This is a genomic window from Aliarcobacter vitoriensis, from assembly GCF_003316695.1.
Classification (GTDB): Bacteria; Campylobacterota; Campylobacteria; order Campylobacterales; family Arcobacteraceae; genus Aliarcobacter; species Aliarcobacter vitoriensis.
Map to the genome: position 1 here is coordinate 59483 of NZ_PDKB01000012.1, position 21922 is coordinate 81404.

The window sequence follows — 21922 nt, forward strand, 5'->3', positions numbered from 1 at the left end:
TTGGTGAAATTCTATCTTTTAAAAAGACTTATTATCTTTATTCCTTTAATTTTTATAATATCTTTTGTCACTTTTTCATTGATGAATTTAAGTTCTAGTGATCCAGCTGAAGTAACACTTAGAATAAATAATGTATCAATAACGCAAGAGGCAATAGAAGAAGTTAGAATAGAATTAGGATTAGATAAACCTTTTTTACAAAGATATATAATATGGCTAGAAAATGCTGTTAAAGGAGATTTTGGAATAAGTTATAGTCTAAAATCTCCTGTTATAGATGAAATACTATATGCTCTACCTACAACTTTAACTTTAGCTTTTTTTACTCTACTGCTTATTTTGTTAGTAGGATTTGGCTTAGGAATAATTTGTGGTTTAAATGAAGGGAAATTATTAGATAAAATATTAAGATTTTTTCTGTTTTTTTCAACTGCAATGCCTAATTTTTGGTTAGGATTACTTCTTATATACTTATTTTCATTATACTTTAATCTACTCCCAACTAGTGGATTTGATAATTACAAAAGTATGATTTTACCTTCTATTACACTATCTTTTGCATATATTTCTACTTACGCTAGATTACTTAGAAATAGGATAATTCAGACAAAAGAAGAACCTTTTGTAATATTTGCAAAAGCTAGAGGTTTAAAAAATAGCACTATAAATTACCATATAATAAAAAATGCAATCATTCCTTGTATTATAGCCTTAGGAATGTCTATTCCAAAGCTTATAGCAGGAACAGTTGTAATAGAAAATATATTTGGATTACCTGGACTTGGAAGTCTTTGTTTACATGCTATTTTTGGCAGAGATTTACCAATAATTCAAGCTTATATTCTTTTTATGTCTTGTTTATTTATATTTTTCAACCTATTTGCAGATATTATAGCTAGATATATTGACCCTAGACTAAAAAAGGTCATTTGATGATAAAAAAACTTTTAAAAGATAAACTAGCTATCGTATCTTTAAGTATTATTTTTTTAGTAATCATTTTGGGAATTTTTGCTCCATTTGTTGCAATAAATGACCCTTTAGAACCAAATTTAACAAATAAATTTGCATCTTATAGCCTAGAATATCCTTTAGGAACAGACCACTTAGGAAGATGTGTATTTTCAAGGCTTATTTATGGTATTCATCCAACAATATTTCTAGCTTTTTTGACAATGTTTATAACAATCTTCTTGGGAGTTATATTTGGGCTAATTGCTGGTTATTTTGAAAAAATTGAAAATTTTATATTAAGAGTATGTGATATTATGTTATCTTTTCCAAATGAACTTTTAATAATAGCTATTGTTGGAATTTTGGGAGTTGGCATAGAAAATATAATAATAGCCACAATAATAGCTAAATTTGCTTGGTACACAAGAATGACTTACAGTTTTGTACTAGAATACAAAAATAAAAATTATGTTTTATTTTCAAAAACAATAGGTATTCCTTCAAATAAAATTTTAAGAAAACACCTTCTACCTTCAATATCTAGTGATATAGTTGTATTAGCTACAATTGATACTGGTTGGGTTATTTTGAGTATTTCTGCATTATCTTTTTTGGGATTAGGAATACAAGCCCCTACTCCTGAATGGGGAATGATGTTAAATGAAGCAAAAAATATGCTAAGCATAGAACCATCTTTAATGTTTCCTGCAGGGCTTTCTATCTTAATTGTAGTTGCATCTTTTAATTTTTTAGGAGATAGTTTAAGAGATGCTTTTGATACAAAACATAATAAAAGGTTTGATAAATGAATACTATTTTAGAAATTTCAAATCTTTGTATTTATAATAAAAAAGAGGAAAAAAATCTTTTAGAAAATATTAATTTAAAAATAACTCAAGGTGAAATGTTGGGGATAATTGGAGAAAGTGGAAGTGGAAAATCTATACTTTGTAAATCAATTTTAGACTTAAATCCAAACTATTTCAAAATTACTGGAAATATTTTTTTTGATGAACTAGATATTTTAAAAGCTTCACCAAAACAGATTCAACAAATATGTGGTAAAAAAATATCTATGATAATGCAAGATTCAGTGAATGCTTTTAATCCAATAGAAAAAATAAAAACTCAATTCATTGAGAGTTTGATTGATAAAAAAGATTTAAAAAATGCAAAAAATGATAGCTGTTTTTGGCTTGAGAAAGTTGGTTTAACTGATATAGAAAAAGTTTTAAACTCTTACCCTTTCGAGCTTAGTGGTGGAATGTTACAAAGAGTTATGATTGCTCTTGCTTTTGCTCAAGATTCAAAAATAATAATAGCAGATGAACCAACTTCATCTCTTGATATGATAAATCAAAAAGAAATTTTAAATATTTTTAAAAATCTTCAAGAAAAAGAGAAAAAAACAGTTATTTTTGTATCTCATGATTTAGGAATTATTTCACATTTAGCTAACAATATAGCTGTTATGAAAAAAGGTAAAATAGTTGAATACAACGATACAAAATCTATTTTATTAAATCCACAAAATGAATACTCAAAATATTTAATAGAAGCTCATAAAAAATTGTTCAATAGGTTCAATGAATGTTTAAAATAATCAATATATCAAAAACTTACAAAGATAAAAAAGTCTTAGACAATATAAATTTTGATATAAAAAAAGGTTCTTGTCTAGGGATAATTGGTGAAAGTGGAAGTGGCAAAAGTACACTAGCAAAAATTATTTTAGGAATAGAAAAAGCTAATTCTGGAGAGATTTTAAAAAACAATAAACCAACTGCATCTATTGTTTTTCAAGATTATAATAGTTCAGTAAATCCAAAATTTACAGTTTATGAAATACTTAATGAACCATTTTGGAATAGTTATAAAAAACTTGATATGAAAAATGCTATTTTACTTTTAAAAAGTGTTGAACTTGAAATCAATATTTTAAAAAAATATCCTCATGAACTTAGTGGTGGACAGTTACAAAGAGTTTGTATAGCAAGAGCCATAGCAAATAAACCAAATTTTTTAGTTTTAGATGAAATTTTAAGTTCACTTGATATTTTAAATCAAATAGAAATTATAAACTTACTAAAAAAAATAAAAGAACGAAATAATATAACTTATCTTTTTATAACACACAATTTAGAGTCTATTTTTAGTTTATGTGATAGATTTTTAGTCATAAAAGATGGAAAGATTTTAGATGATATTTTAGTAAATAATTTTTTACAAAAAGATGTAAGCCCCTATACAAAGCAACTTTTTAATGCTATTATTCCAATCAAATTTTAAAAAGGTATAAAATATTTGTGATTATTCAAAGAGTAAAAGAAAATACACAAAAAATTACAGAAGAATTTTTGTGGAAACAATACAAACTCCATTATGGTGATAAAATAGACCCAAAAAGATATGAAGAGTTAAAAGAAAAACTATTCAAAGAGTGTGAAAATCCACAAAATGCAATGTTTATAGCCTTGAATAAAGATAAAATAATAGCTTGTATATCTATTTTTAAATATGATTTTAGAATAAAAAACTTACAATACAAAGAAGATGAAAATATAGCAGAAGTTAGTCGTTGTTATGTAGAAGAAAAATACAGACGACAAGGAATAGGAACCAAACTATTTAAAGAAGCTATAAATTTTGCAAAAAAGCAAAAATATGAAATACTATATTTGCATACTCACTATTTTTTATCAGGTGGTTTTGATTTCTGGAAAAGAATGCAATTTAAAATAATTTTAGATGAAAAAGATAGTTGGCAAACAGTTCATATGGAAAAATATATAAATTAGATAAAGGTATTATTTTGAATAAAAAAATTGGAATTGTGGGTGTTGGAAATGTTGGTTCAAGTTTGGCTTATAGTATTGCTACAAATTCTCTTTGTGATGAAGTTTTATTAAAAGATATTAGAGATGATTTCATACAAGCTTTATCTTTGGATATTACACAAGCAAGTATAAATACAAATAGTAAAACAAAAGTAAAAGCTTGTATCAAAAATGAAGATTTCAACTCTTGTGATATAGTAGTAATTACTGCTGGAATAGCAAGAAAACCAAATATGAGTAGAGAAGATTTACTTTTTACAAATGCAAAAATTATGAACTCTATTTTAGATGATATCTTACCTATAAATCCAAATGCAATTTTTATAATAGTATCAAACCCATTGGATGCTATGGTTTATAGTGCTTTACAAAAATCAAAGCTTTCAAGAAACAGAGTTTTTGGGATGGCAGGAGCATTGGATAGTGCAAGATTTAAATATTATATTTCTCAAAAACTAAATTTTGATTATACAAAAATAGATGCTATTGTGATTGGTTCTCACTCAAATAGTATGCTTCCATTGATAAAAAGAGTAAAAGTTGATGATAAAAATCTAGTAGATATTTTAAATCAAAAAGAATTAGATGAAATTTTAGAAAATACAAAAAATGGTGGAGCAAAAATAGTAGAACTTTTAAAAACTGGTTCAGCATATTTTGCTCCAGCATTTAATACATATTTGATGTGTAAAGCTATATTAAATGATGAAAAAGAGATTTTCTCTTGTAGTGTAAAACTTGAAGGAGAATATGGATACAAAGATATTTCTATTGGTGTTCCAGTTATTTTAGGAAAGAATGGAATAGATAAAATATTAGAATTAACTTTGGACAATGAAGAAAAAGATTTATTTGAAAAATCTATCCAAACAGTAAAATCAAGTATAAATATTTTAAATAAATAAAGTTGATTAAAGTCAATTAAATTTAATCAATAATATATTAGAATGGTATCACTTCAATAAAAAGGGATATTTATGAAAAAAATCGTTTTAGCAACAACTGTTTTAACAGCATGTATTAGCTTTGCAAGTCCTTATGCAAAGTGTGTAGTTTGTCATGGAGCAAATGGAGAAAAAGTAGCTTTAGGAAAATCTAAAATTATAAAAGATATGTCTAAAGAGGATTTCATAGCATCATTAAAAGGTTATCAAAGTGGAACTTATGGTGGAGCACAAAAAGCTTTAATGCTTCCTCAAGTAAAAGGAATGGATGAAGCAACTATGAAAGAGATTGCTGATTTAATCATAAAATAAAAAATAGGTTTGAATTTCAAACCTATTTTAAATATAGCTTATTAAAAATCCATTTTCAAAGATATTGCAACACTTCTTGGATCACCCAAATAATCACCACTAGCCCAATAATCTTTTCCAGTTAAATTTGAAACATTTAATAAAAATGTTGTTGGATATTTATCTAATTTCGTTTTATATCTAAGTCCTGCATCATAAAGTGTATATGATGGCATTTTATCGTTATTAAATCTATCCCCATATTTTTCACCAGTATAATATGCTCCACCAGTTACAGTTAATCCTTCAATCATAGGAATATCATATTCTGCATAAAGTTTTGCCATTTTTGATGCTGCATTTGTTGGTTTTTTATTTTCTAATGCTTTATCATTTGATTTTACAACTTCTATATCCATCAAAGTTCCACCACCTAAAATAGTTAAATTATCTGTAACTTTTCCAGTAATTGTAAGTTCAATTCCTTGATGTACTTGTTCTCCATCTTGTACAAATTTTGGCATAGGAGTTGCATTATCTGAATATTGATTTGCTTTTTCTATTCTAAATAAAGCACTTGTTAATAATAATGATTCATCTAATAAACTATATTTTGCTCCAATTTCATACTGTTTACTTACAAGTGGGTCTAATACTTCTCCTGCATTTGAATAAATATTTCCTACAATAATACCTTGTTCTAAACTCTCTATATAAGTAACATAAGTAGTTAAATCTTCAAAAGGTTTATACATCAAAGATAAAGTTGGTGTTAATTCTGATTTATCGTATTTTGAACTTTTCACTCCACTACTATATGCTGTTTGAAGAGCTGTTGTATAATTAAATCCAACTAAAGCACTCCAATTATCATTAAATACTATATCATCACCTACTAAAACATTTTTATATTGTGTTTTTGAAGCAGGTAAAACTTGACCATTTGGCACTGTATTTTTTGGGATAGTTGTACTTTTTATCTGATCTAAAGGTCTAACAAAAATTTCAGTAACACTTCCTCTTGTAGTTGAGTATTTGTGATAATTTTCAGAATAACCAACAGTTAGAAGATGATTTATTCCAAAAGTTTCAAATTTACTATCTAAATAAACATTTCCAGCATAACTTTCAAATTTATCAGGTAAAGCTGAATATCTATAATTAAAAACATCATATAAACCATCTGTTCTTGTAAAAATTCTTTGAAAAGTAGGTGTTTTTCTATCAGAATCTTCATAAAGAAATGAACTCCTTACTGTAAAAATATCATTGATATCCCATTTTAAACTTGTCATAACTCTATCATTTTCTTCTTCTATTCTATTCCAATTTTCAGTATATCCTTTACTTACATCAAGTATAGGACGAACAGTATTTGTTCTTATATTAAAAGCTGGTTTTTGATTAGTTTTTATTAGTTTTCTATGAGCATAGTTTAAATCCATAGTAAAATTATCTGTTGGTTTAAAATCAAAAGAGATACTTGCAAACTTTTGCTCTTTTCCAACATCTGCTACACTATCACCATCTTGATATAAAGCATTTATCCTATATCCAAATACTTTTTTATCATCTATTTGTCCACTTAAATCTATATGTCCATAGTATTGCTCACCACCATAGTTTCCTAAAGTTATACTTCTTTTATCTTCTAAAGTTGGCTTTTTCATCACATAGTTTACTGCTCCACCAACTCTTCCCCCACCATATAAAAATCCAGTTGCTCCACTAATAGTTTCAACTCTTTCTAAATCTTCCATAGTTGTAAAACTATACCAAGATGCCAATGGCACACCATTTATAATAGCATTACTTGAGCCACCTGAATTACTAGAACTAAATCCTCTAATAGTCGTATAATAATTTCCACCAAGTGAATCTCCACTATCTTGAGTCAAAGGGTTCATTTTAAATATTTGTGCCATATCATTGGCTTGAGTGTTTTCTATAAGTTCTTGAGGTATTACATTCATAGAATAAGGAGTGTCTTGTAAACTTCTTTTTCCCCATAGTCCAACACCAGTTATATTTTCAGTTAAATATCCATCTTGTGCCATTCCCGTTTTATTTTCACTTTCATTAATAGAAATTGTTTCTAATATTGTTTTTTTATCTTTATTGTTATCAATTGTTGTTTCATTTGAAAAAAGCAGTGTACTTACAAATAAAGAAGCAAATATTTTCTTTTTAGCCATTTTTATTCCTTTTTTATCTTATTTTGCGACTAGGTTGCATAAATTATTTCGGATTTTAATATGTTAATTCTTATTTGCAACTTAGTTGCATTGTATATTTAGTAGGTATTTATTATTCATAATAATAAAAAGTTATAATATTTTAAAGTTATAAAATAAATAGTTTTAATAATATAAAGAGAGCAAACTCTCTTTATATTTTAAAACTTCAAAGTTACATTAAAAGCAACACTTTTAGGACTTTCTGATAACATATTACTAGCTGCCCAATAATCTTCACCAGTTATGTTTGTTGCATAAATTCTAAATGTTGTATCGTATCCATCTAGTTTTGTTTCATATCTAGCACCAAAATCAACTGTTGTATAAGCATCTAATTTTTCAGTATTTTCATCATCAACCCATTGAGTTCCAGTATAGTAAACTCCACCATTCAAAAAGATTTTTGGCTCTATTGGAAGTCTATACTCTGCATATATTTTTGCTTGAACTTTTGCAATATTTGTCGATTCTTTCCCTTCAAGTGCTTTATTTGTAGTTTTTTCTACTTTTGGACTTAGATAAGTAACACCACCCATCAAAGTTAAACTATCAGTTGGTTTTCCAGTGACTAAAACTTCAACTCCTTGATTTATTTGTTCACCATCTTCAGAAGTTTTTGTCATACCATTTGCAAGATTTTCAGTCATTCTATTCGCTTTTTCAATTCTAAAAAGTGCAGTACTTAGTAATAAATCAGGATTTATAGAGTATTTTGCTCCAATTTCATATTGTTTACTAACTCTTGGGTCAAAAACTTTTCCATTATTTACATCATTTGGATTCTTAACAACTGTACCATTTTCAAGTGATTCCATATAAGTAGCATAAGTTGTTAAATCTTTTATTGGTTTATATATAAGTGATAAAGTTGGAGTAAATTTAGACTCATCATAGCTTCCACCCCATTTTGTCCATTGATTTACAGTGGCATAATTAAATCCAACCAATGCACTCCAATTTTCATTAAAAGTAATATTATCTCCTAGAACAATATTCTTATTATTATATTTTTGACTTAAATCATTATCTGTGCTTAGTGAATTAGTTATATTCCAAGTCATTAAATCATTAATATTTGTATAAGTATTGATATCCCAAGTACCAACTACATCACCACCTTTAACCTTTGCTTTTCCTAAAGAACCACCAAAAGTTAAATTATGATGAATAGAACCTGTATCAAACTCTCCATCTAAATAAGTATAAGCACCATGATTTATAATTTTGTCTTTTCCCATATCCCAAAAATTTCTTGAGAAAGTTCCAGTATTAGAATCATATCTATTGATAAACCAATGTGCTACTCTATCGGCTTCTTTGTAGATATATGCAGATCTTAGTCTTAAATTATCACTAAAATTATAATTTGCTTTTAGTTCAATTTTATCTGAATCTACATTATTGTAACTCCAATCTGGAGAATAAGATTTACTTGTATCAAAAGCTTTTGGCATTTTTCCTGTAATAACCCATAAAGGAGTTACTCCATTCATATGAGATTCTCTATGTGAAGCATAAAGTTGTAGTTGTAAATCATCAGTTGGTTTATAATCAAATGATATACCTACTAATTTTTCTTCATTTGAATTATTATCTTTTGCTGTATCACTATCTGTATATGAAGCATTTACTCTAACTGAAAGTTTGTCTGTGATATTTTGAGAAGTATCTATACTTGTATAATAGTTTTCACCACCATTATTTCCAATAGATACATTTGTAAAAGGCTTTATAGTAGGGTATTTTAAAGCATAGTTTATAGTTCCACCTACATTTCCTACACCATATAAAAATCCATTCAATCCACTTATGATTTCAACTCTTTCTACTTCTTTTAATCCAACTCCAAAATTTGATGAAGGTATTGGAATACCGTCTATTAAAGCCGAACCAATGGCAAATCCTCTAATACTATTTCCTAATTCACCATTATATGAAGCATTTCCATTACTTTGTAAAACTGAAGTTTGTTTTGCAACTTGTCCCATATTATTTGTGATTGTATTTTCTATAAAGTCTTGTGGAATTATTGACATTGAATATGGAGTATCTTGAAGACTTAAATTCACCCAAACTCCTAAAGTTTTTACATCTTCTACCAGATATCCTGAATCAGCAGAACCATTTTTATAATTTGTTCCAGAAACAGAAATTTCATCTAAAACAGTAGTATTACCAAAGTTTTGATATTTTGGTTTTTCTATTATATATATTACACCATCTTCTTGAATAGCTTTGAGATTATGTTCTTCTAGTACACTATTTAGATTACTTAATACCGTACCCCCCCCCCGAAACCTAACTTTTGCGAATCTACTATTTTATTCTTCAAATCTTTTGATTTTGAAATATATGTTACATTATATTTCTTTACTATATTCTCTACTGCTTCTTGCAAACTTATCTCTTTTGCATTTGCAAAAGAACTTCCTAACATCAACGATGTTACAACTGACATGAAAACTTTGTTTTTCATCTTAAATCCTTTGTATTAATTTTGAGAATTTGTTTCTCTATATAGTAAGACGATTTAAATGAAAAAAATGGACAATTTTTACAAAAGAATTTTGAAATTTGTTAGTTCGAGTTACTTTTAGTAACAAAAATAGATGAAATTAGTTATTTTTATTTTATACTTTTTTTTAGATTTTCTAATATTTTGATTAATTCATTTTTATCATTTAATAACTCTTTTATCAAAATATCTTTTTCATCTTGAAAATCATCAATATTTTTTTGTTCTAAAATCTTTCCTAAATGAAATCTAAAGATGGATTTGTCTTTTATATATTCTATATTTAAACATTCAACTATGATTTTTGGTTTATCTTCACCTAAACCATTTACCAAAATCAAATTTTCACTCTTTTTGATATCAAAGAAAATAGAATCATCAATAATCTTTGGAATTAAAATTTCTTTTTTCCAATAATTTGTAGCTTCTTTTTCCAAAATAGTTATTTTTTTTAATAATATATCTTCAAATAACTCTTTTTTTATTGAAAATTTATACACAAATATTAACCTTTAATAAGAAATAGTTTAGAGATTCCAAAATTCAATTATAAAATGTTACAATCAAATAAAAAAGGAGAATTATGACTAATTATTTCAAAAATATTATCCTAATTTTAGCAACATCTTTGTTATTTATTGCTTGTAGTACAAAAGACAAAATACAACAACCAACTATCATAGAAGCAAAACAAGATGAAATATTACAACTATCAAATCTTGTAAATGACTTGCATTTTAATCAAGAAGAAAATACAAATGAGTTTTTTACAAAGTTCTTTAAACCTTGGAAACAAACAAAACTATCATATCCTAAAAATGAAGCTATGTGGGGTTTGTCTTATAGAAATAAACAAGTATATTTAGAAAATCATCGCCTTGCAACAAAAGAGTGGTTTGACAAACAAATAGATAATACAAATTTTGAACAATACAATTTAGAAGTAAAAAAAGCTATATCTTTAAAAAATACAAATGTAAGAGTAATACCTACAAACTCTCCAATGTTTTACAACCCTCTTCTTCCAGGTGAAGGTTTTCCATTTGATTACAATCAAAACTCTCTTTTAAAAATAAATACTCCTATAATAGTTTCTCATTTATCAAAAGATAGAGCTTGGGCTTACATAGAATCTCACTTTGTAGGTGGATGGGTAGAGATAAATAGTATTGCTTTTGTAGATGAAAACTTTATTCAAGAGTTTGAAAAATCAAACTTCTTTATAAGTATAAAAGAAAAATTTCCTATTTATGAAAATAGTTTTAGAGAATATATCAAAGTAGGCACAATATTCCCTAAAAAAGAGAATTCATTTATCATTGCAAAAGCTGATGAAAAACAAAATGCAGTAATATCTTATATAAATTTAAATCCAAATGAAGTAGAACAAATGCCTTTAAAATACACTTCAGAAAATAGAACTAGAATTTTAAAAGAGTTTTTAAATGAACCTTATGGTTGGGGTGGATTACTAAATAATAGAGATTGCTCTAGTTTTACTCAAGATTACTTTAGTGTGTTTGGAAAATATCTTAATAGAAACTCTAAAGCTCAAACAATAAATGGAAAATATCTTGATATGTCAAACCTTACTTTAGAAGAAAAAAAAGAGTTTATAAAACAAAATGGTGTTCCTTTTTCAACTTTGGTTTATCTCAAAGGACATATTATGTTGTATATTGGAATAAAAGACAATGAACCTTTAGTTGTGCATAATATTTGGAGTGTAAGAATGAAAGACAATAACAATAAAGAATTTAGACACATTATAGGAAAAGCAACTATTACAACACTAGAACCAGCAAAAGAGATAGAAGGATTTACAGAAGATAGCAATATCCTAAAAAGAGTGTTGGGTATAACTATTCTTTAATTAGAGCTTATTTTTGCTCTAATTGTATCAAAGGATTGAAAAGTAAAGAATCTATAACTTGATTTTTAAATTTCATATCCTCTAACTGTTTTGAAAGAAAAGTATTCTCTTCATTTAATGAAATATAGTGAGAGTATAGTCTGTTTATATCCTTACTTGTATAATAGATATTATTACTTACATAAATCTTTGGAATATACATAAAAAGCCCTACAAATAGTATTATTAAAACAAATGTTAATGAATTTTTTGCATTTAAACTAAACAAATCTAAAAATCCTTAATTTTGAACTTCTACTTCTTGGATTTTGTTTTATCTCAAAATCTGTTGCAATTATAGGTTTTTTTGTAATAATCTTTCCTAAAGCATGATTATTTCCGCACTCACATCTAAATACATTTGGTGGACAAATACAGCTTTGACTCCATTTTTTAAAGTAATTTTTCACAATTCTATCTTCAAGTGAGTGAAAAGATATTATAGCAACTATACAATCTTTAAATTTTGCTTCTTCAAGTGATTTAAAAAGTCTTTCTAAAACTCCTAATTCATCATTTACTTCTATTCTTATTGCTTGGAAAATCAAAGTTGCTGGATGTATCTTTCCTTTTGAAAGCTTTTTATAAAAAAATTCAGCTAACTCTTTTGAACTATAAAATGGACGATTTTCAACTATCAAAGAAGCAACTTTTTTATACTCTCTAACTTCTCCATACTCTTTTAATATTTTTTCTAATTCTATTTGAGAATAAGTATTTACCACTGTTGCAGCATCTAAACTTTTAGTTTGGTCCATTCTCATATCTAAAGTTTGACTATTAAAACCAAACCCTCTTTCTTCTTTATCGAGTTGCAAAGATGAAACTCCAATATCAGCTAAAATACCTTTTATAGGATAATCTTTGAATTTTTCAATAACATTTTCAAAATTTCCTTTATTAAAAACAACCCTATTTTCAAACTCTTTTAATCTATTTTGGGAAAAAGATAAAGCCTCATCATCTTGATCATTGCAAATTAGTCTAATATCTTTATTTTGTTTTAATAAACCACTACTATGCCCAGCAAATCCTGTTGTACAATCAATAATATAACCAGATTTTATATCTTTAAAACTATTCAAAACTTCATCATATAAAACTGGAATATGAGGGATTTGCATAAACTATCCTTTTATTTAAAGTCGTTATAATAGCGAAAATTTATTTAAGGCTTAAAATGATAAACCAAGATACAGTAAAACTACTTTCCGAACTGTCTTTATCTATGTTTACAAAAAACTTTTTTGGAATTTATCAAGGTGCAATTTCAGCAAAACTTGATCACGAACATTTTATGATAAATACAAGAGATGCGGTATTTGATAGGCTTGACGAACAATCATTTTCTACATTAAATATGAATAACCAAGATTATAGATGGAATATTGCAAGTGTAGATGCTCATATTCACTCTTCAATATATACAAATATTCACGAAGCAAAATATGTAGCTTTTGGAATGCCAATATATACAACTGCATATACATTGGTACATGAAAAAATAGTATTTGAAGATTATTTAGGAAAAACAAAATTTGGTGAAATTCCAATATATGATGCTGGTGATTTTTCTACTTGGGGGAAAAGAAGTGCCTTAGAGATAACAAAACATATAAAAAATACAGAACATAATCTTCTAATTATTAAAGGTGTTGGAACATATATTTACGATAGAGATATTCATCAACTTGTGAAGAAAATAGCAATTTTGGAGAATTCTTGTAGGCTTTTAAGTATAAAATCAACTTTTAAATAAGAAAATTATAAAATTTTTTGTTTTAGTTGTATATTTTTTAGCTAAATTAAAGTTTAATTAGATTAAAGTTTTCTCAATTTATTTTATATGAGGAGTTATCCATGAACAAGGCTGAATTTATTGATGCAGTTGCTGCAAAAGCAGGTTTATCTAAAAAAGATGCAAAAGGTGCAGTTGATGCTGTATTAGAAACTATTACTGAAGCTTTAGTTAAAAAAGATTCTGTAAGTTTTATAGGATTTGGTACATTTGCTACAGCTGAAAGAGCTGCTAGAGTTGCAAAAGTTCCAGGAACAGATAAAACTGTAAATGTACCTGCTACAACTGTTGCTAAATTCAAAGTTGGAAAAGCTTTAAAAGAAGCTGTTGCTAAATAATCTTAGTTTGATTTAATTAAAAGAGTTTATCTTAAGATAAACTCTTTTTTTGTGCCGCTGTGGTGAAATTGGTAGACACAAGGGATTCAAAATCTGATGTCTAAACACTTTAGAAGTTCGTTATTATTGGACTTTAAAAAAGTTAAGTACATATTTTAGGTACATAACTTAATTTTTATATTTTGTTAAAAAACAAATGGCTCTGTGGCGGAATTGGTAGACGCGTACGATTCAAAATCGTATTCCACTGGAGTGTCGGTTCGATTCCGACCAGGGCTACCACTTTTATAAAACTTTTCTTAAATTATATTTATCTCTTTTTCCAAGTTTTCTAAAATATAAATTATCTCGTTAAATGTAAGTTTTTTATCAAAAATCATATTTTGCATAGCCTTATAATCTTTTTCCAAAGTATCAAGTCTAAATTTTGGAGGTAAAAGTTTAAACGTTCCTTTTTTTGCTTCTTCATATTTCGCCCAATTTCTTGGATAAAATTTTTGTTTAAACTCAACAACATTTGTTAACAAATCTAAATCATTTAATGCTTCATCTTTAACTTTATTTTGAGCCATCATTGCTAAATCATAATAGTGTCTTGAATATCTTATAGGTATTGTAGAATCAACTGGTCTATTAGCTTCATGATGTAATATAGTTGCTTTTTCCCAAAATGTTCTTTTAGCAACTATTGTATTTATATTACAAGTTGGCTTTTCAAAAACTTGTGGAAATTTAATCGCAGCAAAAGATGATATTTCAAAACTATCACTTGGTAACCAAGAAGCTAAAGGTCCAATTTCAAGCAAGATTTCAGGTCTTAAATAAGTATCATCAAAAGCATTTGGGTAATTAACATTTATTGAAAATTCATCTTCAGATATATTACAACTACATAATGGAGATAAATTTTGTGAAATTATTGGTAACAATATATCTTTTATGTAAATTTTTGCATTTTCATTTATTTGTTCATTAAACCTAGTTTGTTTATTCTTTGATGCTTGTTCATCTAATGGATTTTCTTTTGATACTAATCTCCAATCTAAAATTAAATCTATATCTTCTGAAAATCTTCCTATCAGATTAAATACTTTTGAAAGGCTTGTTCCACCTTTGAACATTAATATTTTATTTAATCTATCATCACTAAATATTTTATCTAAAGTCCAAACAACCCAAAAATCTTTTTCAACAATAGCATTTGTTGTCTTCATCAAAGTTGCTGTTTCACTAAAAAGTTCAGCTCTTTTTTGTTTAGTTAAATTTGCTATATTATTCATTTTTTATTATCTTTACATATTTGTTTTATTGCTTCATATATCCAAACCGTTGAAGTTTTTGTATCATTTAAAATTTTATCATACATTTTAAAATCAATTTGATTTCTTATTTTTTCTATTATTTCATTTGTAATATGCTCTTTGCCTAAAGTTTTTAAAGCTTGAACAATCAAAGAACTTTCTTTATATTTAAAACCTATATCTTTTAAAGGAGCTTTTTTAAACTCTATTTCCATATTATTAAACAATTTATAACTTCTATTTGTACCATTACTAAGATATATATATTTTGCTTGAATTTGAGTAGATAAATCTAATATATTTAAAGCAGTATCTCCTGAAACTTCTATTTTCCAATTAAATTTTCTAGCATATGCACGAGCTACTTCATCTATATCAGGATTTAACTCTTTTTTTAAAAACTCACTATATTTGGGATAATCATATATTCCTCTTGCTACTCTTCTAATTTTTTTATCTTTTGTTAAATCTGATAAAATATTGTCTATTTGTTGTCTATCAAATCTTTTTATTAAATCAACAGATGAAAAAGCCCACCCCTTTCCATGTCCAGATATAAAATAAAATACCATATTATAGAGTTTCATTAAATCAAACCTTTTAAATATTTTCTAGAAAAAAGTATATCTTTTTCTAGATTTTAATTAGCTTTTAATTTTTCTAAGATCTTCACCATCGCCAAAGTATCAAGTTTACAATACTCTAAAAGTGAGTTTCTAAGTTTTTGTTTTTCTTTATTATCAAGTAAACTAAGTTTTGCAAATGCATTCATAGCTTGGCTTCCATTTTGAACACCATCGAGTTCTTTATATGCTTTTTCAAACTCTGGAACAAGTGCTGGTAAAACATACTTGATAGAATAACTTCCATTCATAGATGGAGTTACATACCATTTCTTTTGAAATGGAATCATTAAATCTTGCATATTTTCATTTATAGCTAATAGATGTTCACTAAACTCTTTAAATAGTGTTGCAAGTCTTGTTATTACACCTTTTTCAAAACTCATGTTATAAGCTAATACAGTTGCATCACTTGGAATATCTTTACAAAGTTTAAGTGCAAGTTCATATCTACTATCTACACTATCTTGTGCTAAATACTCTTTATGTTCAAGTCTTCCATCTTCATACTCAATATGAAGTGAGTATTGAAATGGTATTTGCTCAAATGGTTTTAAACCTTTATATTGAGGAATGGCTTGTTGATAGGTTTCAAAGTCTAAATGATATATCGGGTAAGTTAGATTTTGTAAAAATGATTTGATATTTTCTATATCTATATAGGTAATTTTTGATTTATAGTTTTCAACAGCTTGTGCTTGAATAGAAGTCATATCAAAGTCATGTGGAACATCATCTATATTTATAATACCTCTATTGTAAAGTTCTATTTGTTTTTTACTTCCAAGATTGAAAATATTAAATATAGAGTAATCAGGAATTTGTCTTTGAATTTTCCAACAATACTCTTTTGCATCACATTCATAAGGGGTATGACAATGTTTACCTATATCAATATTTGGTTCATTTTCTCTATCTTCTAAATATCTTTCAAATTCTTTTAAAATATTTGGAATATTTGATTGCATAGATATAACTTCATTTGTAACATCAACTATCTTAAAAAGTTGATTTACATCAAGTTCATCACCTCTTATGTATTCATTATTTATATGAATTACATTTGTACTTTTTATTTTGAAACCTAAGTTTTTAAGCACATAATACTGAATAGATACATCATGCAAATATATATCTTTTACTTCTGTTGAGCTTTTAACTTCATAAATAGATACTTCATCATTTTGAATAGTCAAAATATCCACCATAACCAAAATACCAGAGAAGTTAAATGTAGCTTCATAGATATTTTCTAATCCATCATCAAGACACTGTTTTGTTGTAGTTATCATTTCATCATAATTTTTAGAATATGGCACTTCTTTTCCATTAGGAAAAAGCTTACATGCAAAATCTCCTACTACATTTCCAGTATCAAATATAGCTTGGGCAGACTCATCAGGTGGTGTTAATACACTTGGCTTATACTTTTTAATCCAAAGTGCTTTGGAGCATTGGATACCTTTTGTGTAGAGGGATTTAGATAGGGTCATATTAAACTCCAAAAAACTCTTTTTGAACATTAATAACTTTTACAGATTTTTCATAAAAATTTTCAATTTTATATTTCATATAAATTGCATTCATGTCATTGTGAGTAGAGAATATCAATTGATAATCCTTTGCAAATTCATTTTTTATCAATTCTATAAAAGAATGAATATTTAATGCATCCATTTCTTGAATAGGATCGTCAATCGCAAGTATTTTTAAATTAGGAGAAATATTATATGTTTTATTTATTGCTAAACAAAATGCTAAAGAAACAACTGCTAATTGTCCCGAACTTAGATGATGCATTACATCATGGTCGGAATCCGTTGGTGTTAAAAATCTTATTGCAGATGTTTTAACATTTGTATCAATAAAAATCCCCATCCCTTGCTGATAATTTTGCAAAATTTTTGCAGTATAGATAAAAAATGGTATTTTTATCTTTTCTGTCATATCAACTTTATACGCTTTTATTTCATTAGAATATATATCTTTCAAATCTTTTAATTTATTAACAATTTTGTCAATTTTTTCTTTTCTTATTTCAAATAGTTTTGCAATTTCATTTTGTTTTATTTGAAGCTGAGTGTTAATATAAGATTTTTTATCAATGAAATCTTGTTTTTTATATTTTTCAAAAATATCTTTTGATAATTCAAAATATTTTTCAAAATAATTATTTATGTCTTCTGACTTTATTTCATCATACTTATATTCTAAAAGCTTATTATCTAAAAATTCAAATAAATCTTTCTGTTTTCTTTGCAATAAATCTTTTGTGATATTTTTATCATCAGACTTAATAATAAACTTTTTAAATTCATCATCTAACTTTAATTCATTTAATAAGTCAATTTGTGTTTGAAAAGATTTTATTTTTATTTTTTGTAATATTTCAAATATCTCATATGAAATGTTTGTTTGATTTTTAATTTCTTTTTTAAGAGAAGACAATGTTTTTTCTAACTCTTCAATAGACTTAATATTCTTCCATATATAATTATTTAAAGATGAAAAAATTGATAGATCAAATGAGACTTCATTATCCTTTAATTTATCAAGTAAACTTAAAAAATTTTCATCTACTTTTTGATTTTTCTTCTGATATTCTTCAATAAATTTATTTATTGGATTGATAAAATCATCATTGATTTTTTTGTCCATTTCTAATAACTCAGATGATTGCACATCTAATAATTCTTTTAATATGTTTTCTCTGTCTTTAAAGTTGTCATCTAAATCTTTAGCTGTCTTCCAGTCATAACCACAATAAGGACAATGGTTGTCTTTCTTTGGAGATTTTTCAAACTCTTTATTTAATGCATTTCTAGCTTTTATTATTTCGATTAATATTTTTTCTACTGTATCTACTCCAGAAATTAGACTTTCTCTATTTTTAATAGTCTGCTCATAAAAAGTAATTTGAGTTTTATCCCAAATAGCTACTATAGTTTTTAAACTTTCTAGTTTTTTATCATATTCTTTAATTTTGGCATAATTTTCAAATTTAATTAAGTTTTCATTTTTAGTTTTCATATCTAAATATTTTGGTAAAAATTGTTGAAGAATATAACAATAAAGTAAATTACTATTACTAAATATATCATATATATTTTTAGTCTTATCAAATTCCTCTTTTTCTAAAAAAGTATTTAATATCAGGTATTGTGTAAATGTTTCTTCTTTTAATTGATTGTTTATTTTTTCAGAAACTTTTCTTTTTTTATATTCTGTTGGAGAGAAATTTTCTATAAATTCAATTAAACTATCAATATCTTTTATATATTGCTCTTTTTTTTGTAATGCTTCTTCTTCACTAATATCTAAAAATAGTTTTTCTGAATCAAAATCTATTTCTTTATTTTCAAATAGATTCTTATAAGATATAGATAAATCATTCTTATTCTTTAATTGACTTATTTTAAGTTCTAATTCTCCTTGAATATTTTCAAATTTTTTATAATGATTCTTTATGTTTTCTAATTTTTCTTCTTGTTCATTTGTTTGAAATAAAAAACCTAGATTATCTTTTCTATCTTTTTCTTTTTGTTTCAAAAAATATGTAGTTTCTTCTTGTTGTAGGTAGTTAAATAACATATAAACATCATCTATTTTATATTCTTCACCCTTTTTACTTTTTTCAAACTTTAACTCAAAAAAATCTGTTATTTCATTTTGCTCCAATTGTGTATACTGAGATTCAACAAAATTTTCATCTTCAAAGTTTTCTATATTAATTTGTTTAAATTTCTCTAAACTATCAAAATCTGTAGGTTTATTTTTCTTTCCATCAACTGATGGTCGACTAGATTCATCAGCATTTAAATATCTAGTTATTATTAAATTTTTTTCACCATTTTGTAACCATAGTTTTATCAAAACCTCTTTAGATACATCATTTTGATAATAAGGTTTAACATAATCTTTTCTATCACTAGTTACATCTTTTTTAATATAGGTTCTGTGTATTTTCCCTGTTAAACATAATTCTATAACATCGTAAATCGTAGTTTTTCCGAATCCATTTGGACCTGTTAAAAAAGTAGTATGTTCACTAAAATCTACTATTTGCTTATTTTTAATACCTTTAAAGTTTTTAATATAAATCTTATTTATTTTCATTTTAATATCCCTTGATAAACCTTAAACAAATCATCATCTTTTGTATCTTGTGATAGAAAAAGCTTTTCTTCTTCATCATTCATTAAATCAAGATCATCAAATAATTGATTAACTTCTTTTAAACTATCATCTAATTTATTATCTAAAATACTTTGAATAGATTTAAAATTATTATATTTAGGTACGTATTTCAGAAAAGGTAATTTCACAAATAATTGTAATGCTAGAAAATATAGTTTATTTTGAAATTTTTCTACTCGGAAATTATCAATATTTCCATTAGTAACTACTTCATTAATAAAATTTCTAATATTTTCATTTGGTAGTTTTTCAATCATATCTTCTTTATAAGCTATTACATACTTTCTAAAAAAATATTCATCTTCTTCAATAGCTAAAATCTGATTCTCAATTAAGTCATATTCTGTTTCTAAGTTATCAAGTTTAACGAATATTATTAAAGATGAGTTTTTTTCTGCATTACTATATTCTATTTTTAATTTATCAAAATAGTCTATTAAACTTTTAGTTTTATCACATGAAAAAAAAGATTTAAAATCTTCTTGTGAATAATCTTTTACAAAAAGATATTCTCTTTCTTCTTTGGTAAAACATATTTCATTGCCAATATTTTTATCAATTTGTACATATTTATTTTCATTAAATAACAATTTTATTTTTTCAATCATTTAAAACCTTTTCTAAATTTTGTTCTTTCAAATCACTAATTTTAATTAATTTTATATCTTTAGGATGTAAAAAGAAATCCTTTTCAGTTACATACCTATCCATGGCTTCTTCTAAATCTTTCCAATTATTATCATTTTGATATTGAGTAAAGTTTTTTAATGTAGAAATTGTATCAAATAAGCTTTCTGATTTATGAAGATTAATAATGTAGTTGTTTTTAAATAAGCTTTCTGTTATATTATGATTATTAATAATATCTTTTGATAAACTTACTCTCGTACTGTTAATTGTTGTTAAAACAAAAATTAAATCTTCACTATTTTTAAAAGAAATTTTTCTTTTATCAAAATATTTATAATTAAATAAACAATGAAAAAATACTTCTTTTAATCCATCTTCATTGATGTTCATATTTATATTAAAATCATTTTTATCTATATGAATATTTTCCAAAAATTTTATAAACTTATCGTCATCCATAATATAAATTTCATGGATTAAGTTATCCATTTCTTTTTCATATTCATAAACTTCTATTTCTTCTTCATCTAATTCTATTTTATATTTTAAATATACATTATAAAAACTACTTCTTAATCTAAATATATCTGATTGTATAAATTCGTTATCTGAAGTAATATAATCATAAATCTTTTTAAAATTTAATTCTGGATAATTTCCACTACCTAATATATGCTTTTGTCTAATTTCTTCATCTAAAAGAAATTGAAGTCCATCATACATTCCAGAAAAGTAAGAATTATCTTCTTTTTTAACATGATTAATTTTTTCTAATATAATTTTAATTTCATTTTTACAAAATTCTTTTATTTTACTTTCTGTTCCACCAAGAGAACAAAATTTTTTATTATCAGGATATTCAAAAAGTTTTACATTATTTGGATTAGAAACATAGGTACAACCACTATATGTTCTTGTGAATTCATCTTCACTAAGATTAAGACCTAATATTTCAGTAATCACATGTAAATATCGGGACTCATCATCTACTTCAATATTTAAGGGATTACATAGATTATCAAAACTGCGTATTTGAAAGCCTTTAACTGTTAACTTTTTCTTTCCTTCAACAAGTTCATAATTTTGAATAGAGAGTACATCTTTTATATCATTGGGATACTTTGCATCTTTATATGCTTTCACTTGATGTCTAGAATCAACAGTACCATTATTTTGAATATCAAAATCTTCTGCATTTTCATAAATCACCTTCCATCCATCAAGACTTTTATCATCTGCAAATAATTGATTAATTTTTTGCAATGCTACGAAGATACCTAAACTACCTTGATGGGAATAACCACTCCAACTAGATGTTGCATTTCTATTATCTGACAATAAACAT

General features: G+C 25.7%; 22 protein-coding genes and 1 tRNA gene. 11 read left to right on the top strand and 12 right to left on the bottom strand.

Annotated elements, in window-relative coordinates:
- Window positions 1-3: 3 nt before the first annotated feature.
- The 7 genes from opp1B (at window position 4) to CRU91_RS07825 (ending at window position 5047) form a co-directional block, all read left to right on the top strand.
- Window positions 4-933 carry a nickel/cobalt ABC transporter permease gene (opp1B, locus tag CRU91_RS07795; RefSeq protein ID WP_113894666.1) on the top strand — a complete coding sequence of 310 codons (930 nt, stop codon included), beginning with the start codon at window positions 4-6 and terminating at the stop codon, window positions 931-933.
- On the top strand, window positions 933-1763 hold the full coding sequence (opp1C, locus tag CRU91_RS07800; RefSeq protein ID WP_113894667.1) for a nickel/cobalt ABC transporter permease: 831 nt from the start codon (window positions 933-935) through the stop codon (window positions 1761-1763). Before opp1B ends, opp1C begins: the two co-directional genes overlap by 1 nt.
- A complete protein-coding gene (locus tag CRU91_RS07805) occupies window positions 1760-2557 on the top strand; it encodes an ABC transporter ATP-binding protein (RefSeq protein WP_113894668.1) in 798 nt (265 codons plus the stop codon). The genes opp1C and CRU91_RS07805 overlap by 4 nt, the downstream gene beginning before the upstream one ends.
- A complete protein-coding gene (locus tag CRU91_RS07810) occupies window positions 2545-3243 on the top strand; it encodes an ABC transporter ATP-binding protein (RefSeq protein ID WP_113894669.1) in 699 nt (232 codons plus the stop codon). Before CRU91_RS07805 ends, CRU91_RS07810 begins: the two co-directional genes overlap by 13 nt.
- A gap of 17 nt (window positions 3244-3260) precedes the next feature.
- Window positions 3261-3752 (top strand): GNAT family N-acetyltransferase, encoded by a 492-nt coding sequence (locus CRU91_RS07815; protein WP_235826976.1) that lies wholly within the window; start codon window positions 3261-3263, stop codon window positions 3750-3752.
- 11 nt (window positions 3753-3763) lie between these two features.
- Window positions 3764-4696 (top strand): malate dehydrogenase, encoded by a 933-nt coding sequence (locus tag CRU91_RS07820; RefSeq protein ID WP_113894691.1) that lies wholly within the window; start codon window positions 3764-3766, stop codon window positions 4694-4696.
- Between the two features lie 72 nt (window positions 4697-4768).
- Window positions 4769-5047, top strand: coding sequence for a c-type cytochrome (locus CRU91_RS07825; protein WP_113894671.1), 279 nt, complete (start codon window positions 4769-4771; stop codon window positions 5045-5047).
- A 41-nt stretch (window positions 5048-5088) separates the two neighbouring features.
- Here CRU91_RS07825 and CRU91_RS07830 read toward each other — a convergent pair whose 3' ends face one another.
- The 4 genes from CRU91_RS07830 to CRU91_RS07845 form a co-directional block, all read right to left on the bottom strand.
- Window positions 5089-7221 carry a TonB-dependent siderophore receptor gene (locus CRU91_RS07830; RefSeq protein WP_113894672.1) on the bottom strand — a complete coding sequence of 711 codons (2133 nt, stop codon included), beginning with the start codon at window positions 7219-7221 and terminating at the stop codon, window positions 5089-5091.
- 200 nt (window positions 7222-7421) lie between these two features.
- Window positions 7422-9332 carry a TonB-dependent receptor gene (locus tag CRU91_RS07835; RefSeq protein WP_113894673.1) on the bottom strand — a complete coding sequence of 637 codons (1911 nt, stop codon included), beginning with the start codon at window positions 9330-9332 and terminating at the stop codon, window positions 7422-7424.
- Window positions 9333-9535: 203 nt separating this feature from the next.
- On the bottom strand, window positions 9536-9739 hold the full coding sequence (locus tag CRU91_RS07840) for a hypothetical protein (RefSeq protein WP_113894674.1): 204 nt from the start codon (window positions 9737-9739) through the stop codon (window positions 9536-9538).
- A gap of 149 nt (window positions 9740-9888) precedes the next feature.
- Window positions 9889-10278 (bottom strand): hypothetical protein, encoded by a 390-nt coding sequence (locus CRU91_RS07845; protein ID WP_113894675.1) that lies wholly within the window; start codon window positions 10276-10278, stop codon window positions 9889-9891.
- A gap of 83 nt (window positions 10279-10361) precedes the next feature.
- On the opposite strand from CRU91_RS07845, the gene CRU91_RS07850 reads away from it, so the two are divergent.
- Complete coding sequence (locus CRU91_RS07850) at window positions 10362-11651, top strand: C40 family peptidase (protein WP_113894676.1); 1290 nt, start codon at window positions 10362-10364, stop codon at window positions 11649-11651.
- A 7-nt stretch (window positions 11652-11658) separates the two neighbouring features.
- Here CRU91_RS07850 and CRU91_RS07855 read toward each other — a convergent pair whose 3' ends face one another.
- The gene (locus CRU91_RS07855) at window positions 11659-11919 is read right to left on the bottom strand and encodes a hypothetical protein (protein WP_113894677.1); all 261 of its coding nucleotides are present in this window, start codon (window positions 11917-11919) and stop codon (window positions 11659-11661) included.
- Window positions 11912-12814, bottom strand: coding sequence for a 16S rRNA (cytosine(1402)-N(4))-methyltransferase RsmH (gene rsmH, locus CRU91_RS07860; protein WP_113894678.1), 903 nt, complete (start codon window positions 12812-12814; stop codon window positions 11912-11914). Before rsmH ends, CRU91_RS07855 begins: the two co-directional genes overlap by 8 nt.
- Before the next feature lie 56 nt (window positions 12815-12870).
- Here rsmH and CRU91_RS07865 point away from each other — a divergent pair, with 56 nt between their 5' ends.
- The 3 genes from CRU91_RS07865 (at window position 12871) to CRU91_RS07875 (ending at window position 14108) form a co-directional block, all read left to right on the top strand.
- Window positions 12871-13449: a class II aldolase and adducin N-terminal domain-containing protein gene (locus tag CRU91_RS07865; RefSeq protein WP_113894679.1), complete on the top strand. Its 579-nt coding sequence runs from the start codon at window positions 12871-12873 to the stop codon at window positions 13447-13449.
- Window positions 13450-13550: 101 nt separating this feature from the next.
- A complete protein-coding gene (locus CRU91_RS07870) occupies window positions 13551-13826 on the top strand; it encodes an HU family DNA-binding protein (protein ID WP_113894680.1) in 276 nt (91 codons plus the stop codon).
- Window positions 13827-14024: 198 nt separating this feature from the next.
- A tRNA-Leu gene (locus tag CRU91_RS07875) sits at window positions 14025-14108 on the top strand.
- Window positions 14109-14125: 17 nt separating this feature from the next.
- Here the strand turns inward: CRU91_RS07875 and CRU91_RS07880 are convergent.
- Genes CRU91_RS07880 through CRU91_RS07905 form a run of 6 tightly spaced genes read right to left on the bottom strand, consistent with a single transcriptional unit; the run spans window position 14126 to window position 21915 of the window.
- A complete protein-coding gene (locus CRU91_RS07880; RefSeq protein WP_113894681.1) occupies window positions 14126-15106 on the bottom strand; it encodes a nucleotidyl transferase AbiEii/AbiGii toxin family protein in 981 nt (326 codons plus the stop codon).
- Window positions 15103-15714, bottom strand: a complete 612-nt coding sequence (locus CRU91_RS07885; RefSeq protein ID WP_113894682.1) for a DUF6088 family protein — start codon at window positions 15712-15714, stop codon at window positions 15103-15105. The genes CRU91_RS07880 and CRU91_RS07885 overlap by 4 nt, the downstream gene beginning before the upstream one ends.
- Window positions 15715-15767: 53 nt before the next feature.
- Entirely contained in the window at window positions 15768-17243 is a 1476-nt protein-coding gene (locus CRU91_RS07890) for a DUF2779 domain-containing protein (RefSeq protein WP_222718428.1), read from the bottom strand.
- Window position 17244: 1 nt separating this feature from the next.
- Window positions 17245-19866 carry an AAA family ATPase gene (locus CRU91_RS07895; RefSeq protein WP_113894683.1) on the bottom strand — a complete coding sequence of 874 codons (2622 nt, stop codon included), beginning with the start codon at window positions 19864-19866 and terminating at the stop codon, window positions 17245-17247.
- Window positions 19863-20555 carry an ABC-three component system middle component 1 gene (locus CRU91_RS07900; RefSeq protein WP_113894684.1) on the bottom strand — a complete coding sequence of 231 codons (693 nt, stop codon included), beginning with the start codon at window positions 20553-20555 and terminating at the stop codon, window positions 19863-19865. The genes CRU91_RS07895 and CRU91_RS07900 overlap by 4 nt, the downstream gene beginning before the upstream one ends.
- Entirely contained in the window at window positions 20548-21915 is a 1368-nt protein-coding gene (locus tag CRU91_RS07905; protein ID WP_113894685.1) for an ABC-three component system protein, read from the bottom strand. The genes CRU91_RS07900 and CRU91_RS07905 overlap by 8 nt, the downstream gene beginning before the upstream one ends.
- Between the last annotated feature and the right edge of the window lie 7 nt (window positions 21916-21922).

What these genes read in the sequence shown, in the direction of transcription:
- opp1C (WP_113894667.1), top strand. Translation starts at nt 933, where the DNA reads ATGATAAAAAAACTTTTAAAAGATAAACTAGCTATCGTATCTTTAAGT.
- CRU91_RS07805 (WP_113894668.1), top strand. Translation starts at nt 1,760, where the DNA reads ATGAATACTATTTTAGAAATTTCAAATCTTTGTATTTATAATAAAAAA.
- CRU91_RS07810 (WP_113894669.1), top strand. Translation starts at nt 2,545, where the DNA reads ATGTTTAAAATAATCAATATATCAAAAACTTACAAAGATAAAAAAGTC.
- CRU91_RS07825 (WP_113894671.1), top strand. Translation starts at nt 4,769, where the DNA reads ATGAAAAAAATCGTTTTAGCAACAACTGTTTTAACAGCATGTATTAGC.
- CRU91_RS07830 (WP_113894672.1), bottom strand. Translation starts at nt 7,221, where the DNA reads ATGGCTAAAAAGAAAATATTTGCTTCTTTATTTGTAAGTACACTGCTT.
- CRU91_RS07840 (WP_113894674.1), bottom strand. Translation starts at nt 9,739, where the DNA reads ATGAAAAACAAAGTTTTCATGTCAGTTGTAACATCGTTGATGTTAGGA.
- CRU91_RS07850 (WP_113894676.1), top strand. Translation starts at nt 10,362, where the DNA reads ATGACTAATTATTTCAAAAATATTATCCTAATTTTAGCAACATCTTTG.
- rsmH (WP_113894678.1), bottom strand. Translation starts at nt 12,814, where the DNA reads ATGCAAATCCCTCATATTCCAGTTTTATATGATGAAGTTTTGAATAGT.
- CRU91_RS07865 (WP_113894679.1), top strand. Translation starts at nt 12,871, where the DNA reads ATGATAAACCAAGATACAGTAAAACTACTTTCCGAACTGTCTTTATCT.
- CRU91_RS07870 (WP_113894680.1), top strand. Translation starts at nt 13,551, where the DNA reads ATGAACAAGGCTGAATTTATTGATGCAGTTGCTGCAAAAGCAGGTTTA.
- CRU91_RS07880 (WP_113894681.1), bottom strand. Translation starts at nt 15,106, where the DNA reads ATGAATAATATAGCAAATTTAACTAAACAAAAAAGAGCTGAACTTTTT.
- CRU91_RS07885 (WP_113894682.1), bottom strand. Translation starts at nt 15,714, where the DNA reads ATGAAACTCTATAATATGGTATTTTATTTTATATCTGGACATGGAAAG.
- CRU91_RS07890 (WP_222718428.1), bottom strand. Translation starts at nt 17,243, where the DNA reads ATGACCCTATCTAAATCCCTCTACACAAAAGGTATCCAATGCTCCAAA.
- CRU91_RS07895 (WP_113894683.1), bottom strand. Translation starts at nt 19,866, where the DNA reads ATGAAAATAAATAAGATTTATATTAAAAACTTTAAAGGTATTAAAAAT.
- CRU91_RS07900 (WP_113894684.1), bottom strand. Translation starts at nt 20,555, where the DNA reads ATGATTGAAAAAATAAAATTGTTATTTAATGAAAATAAATATGTACAA.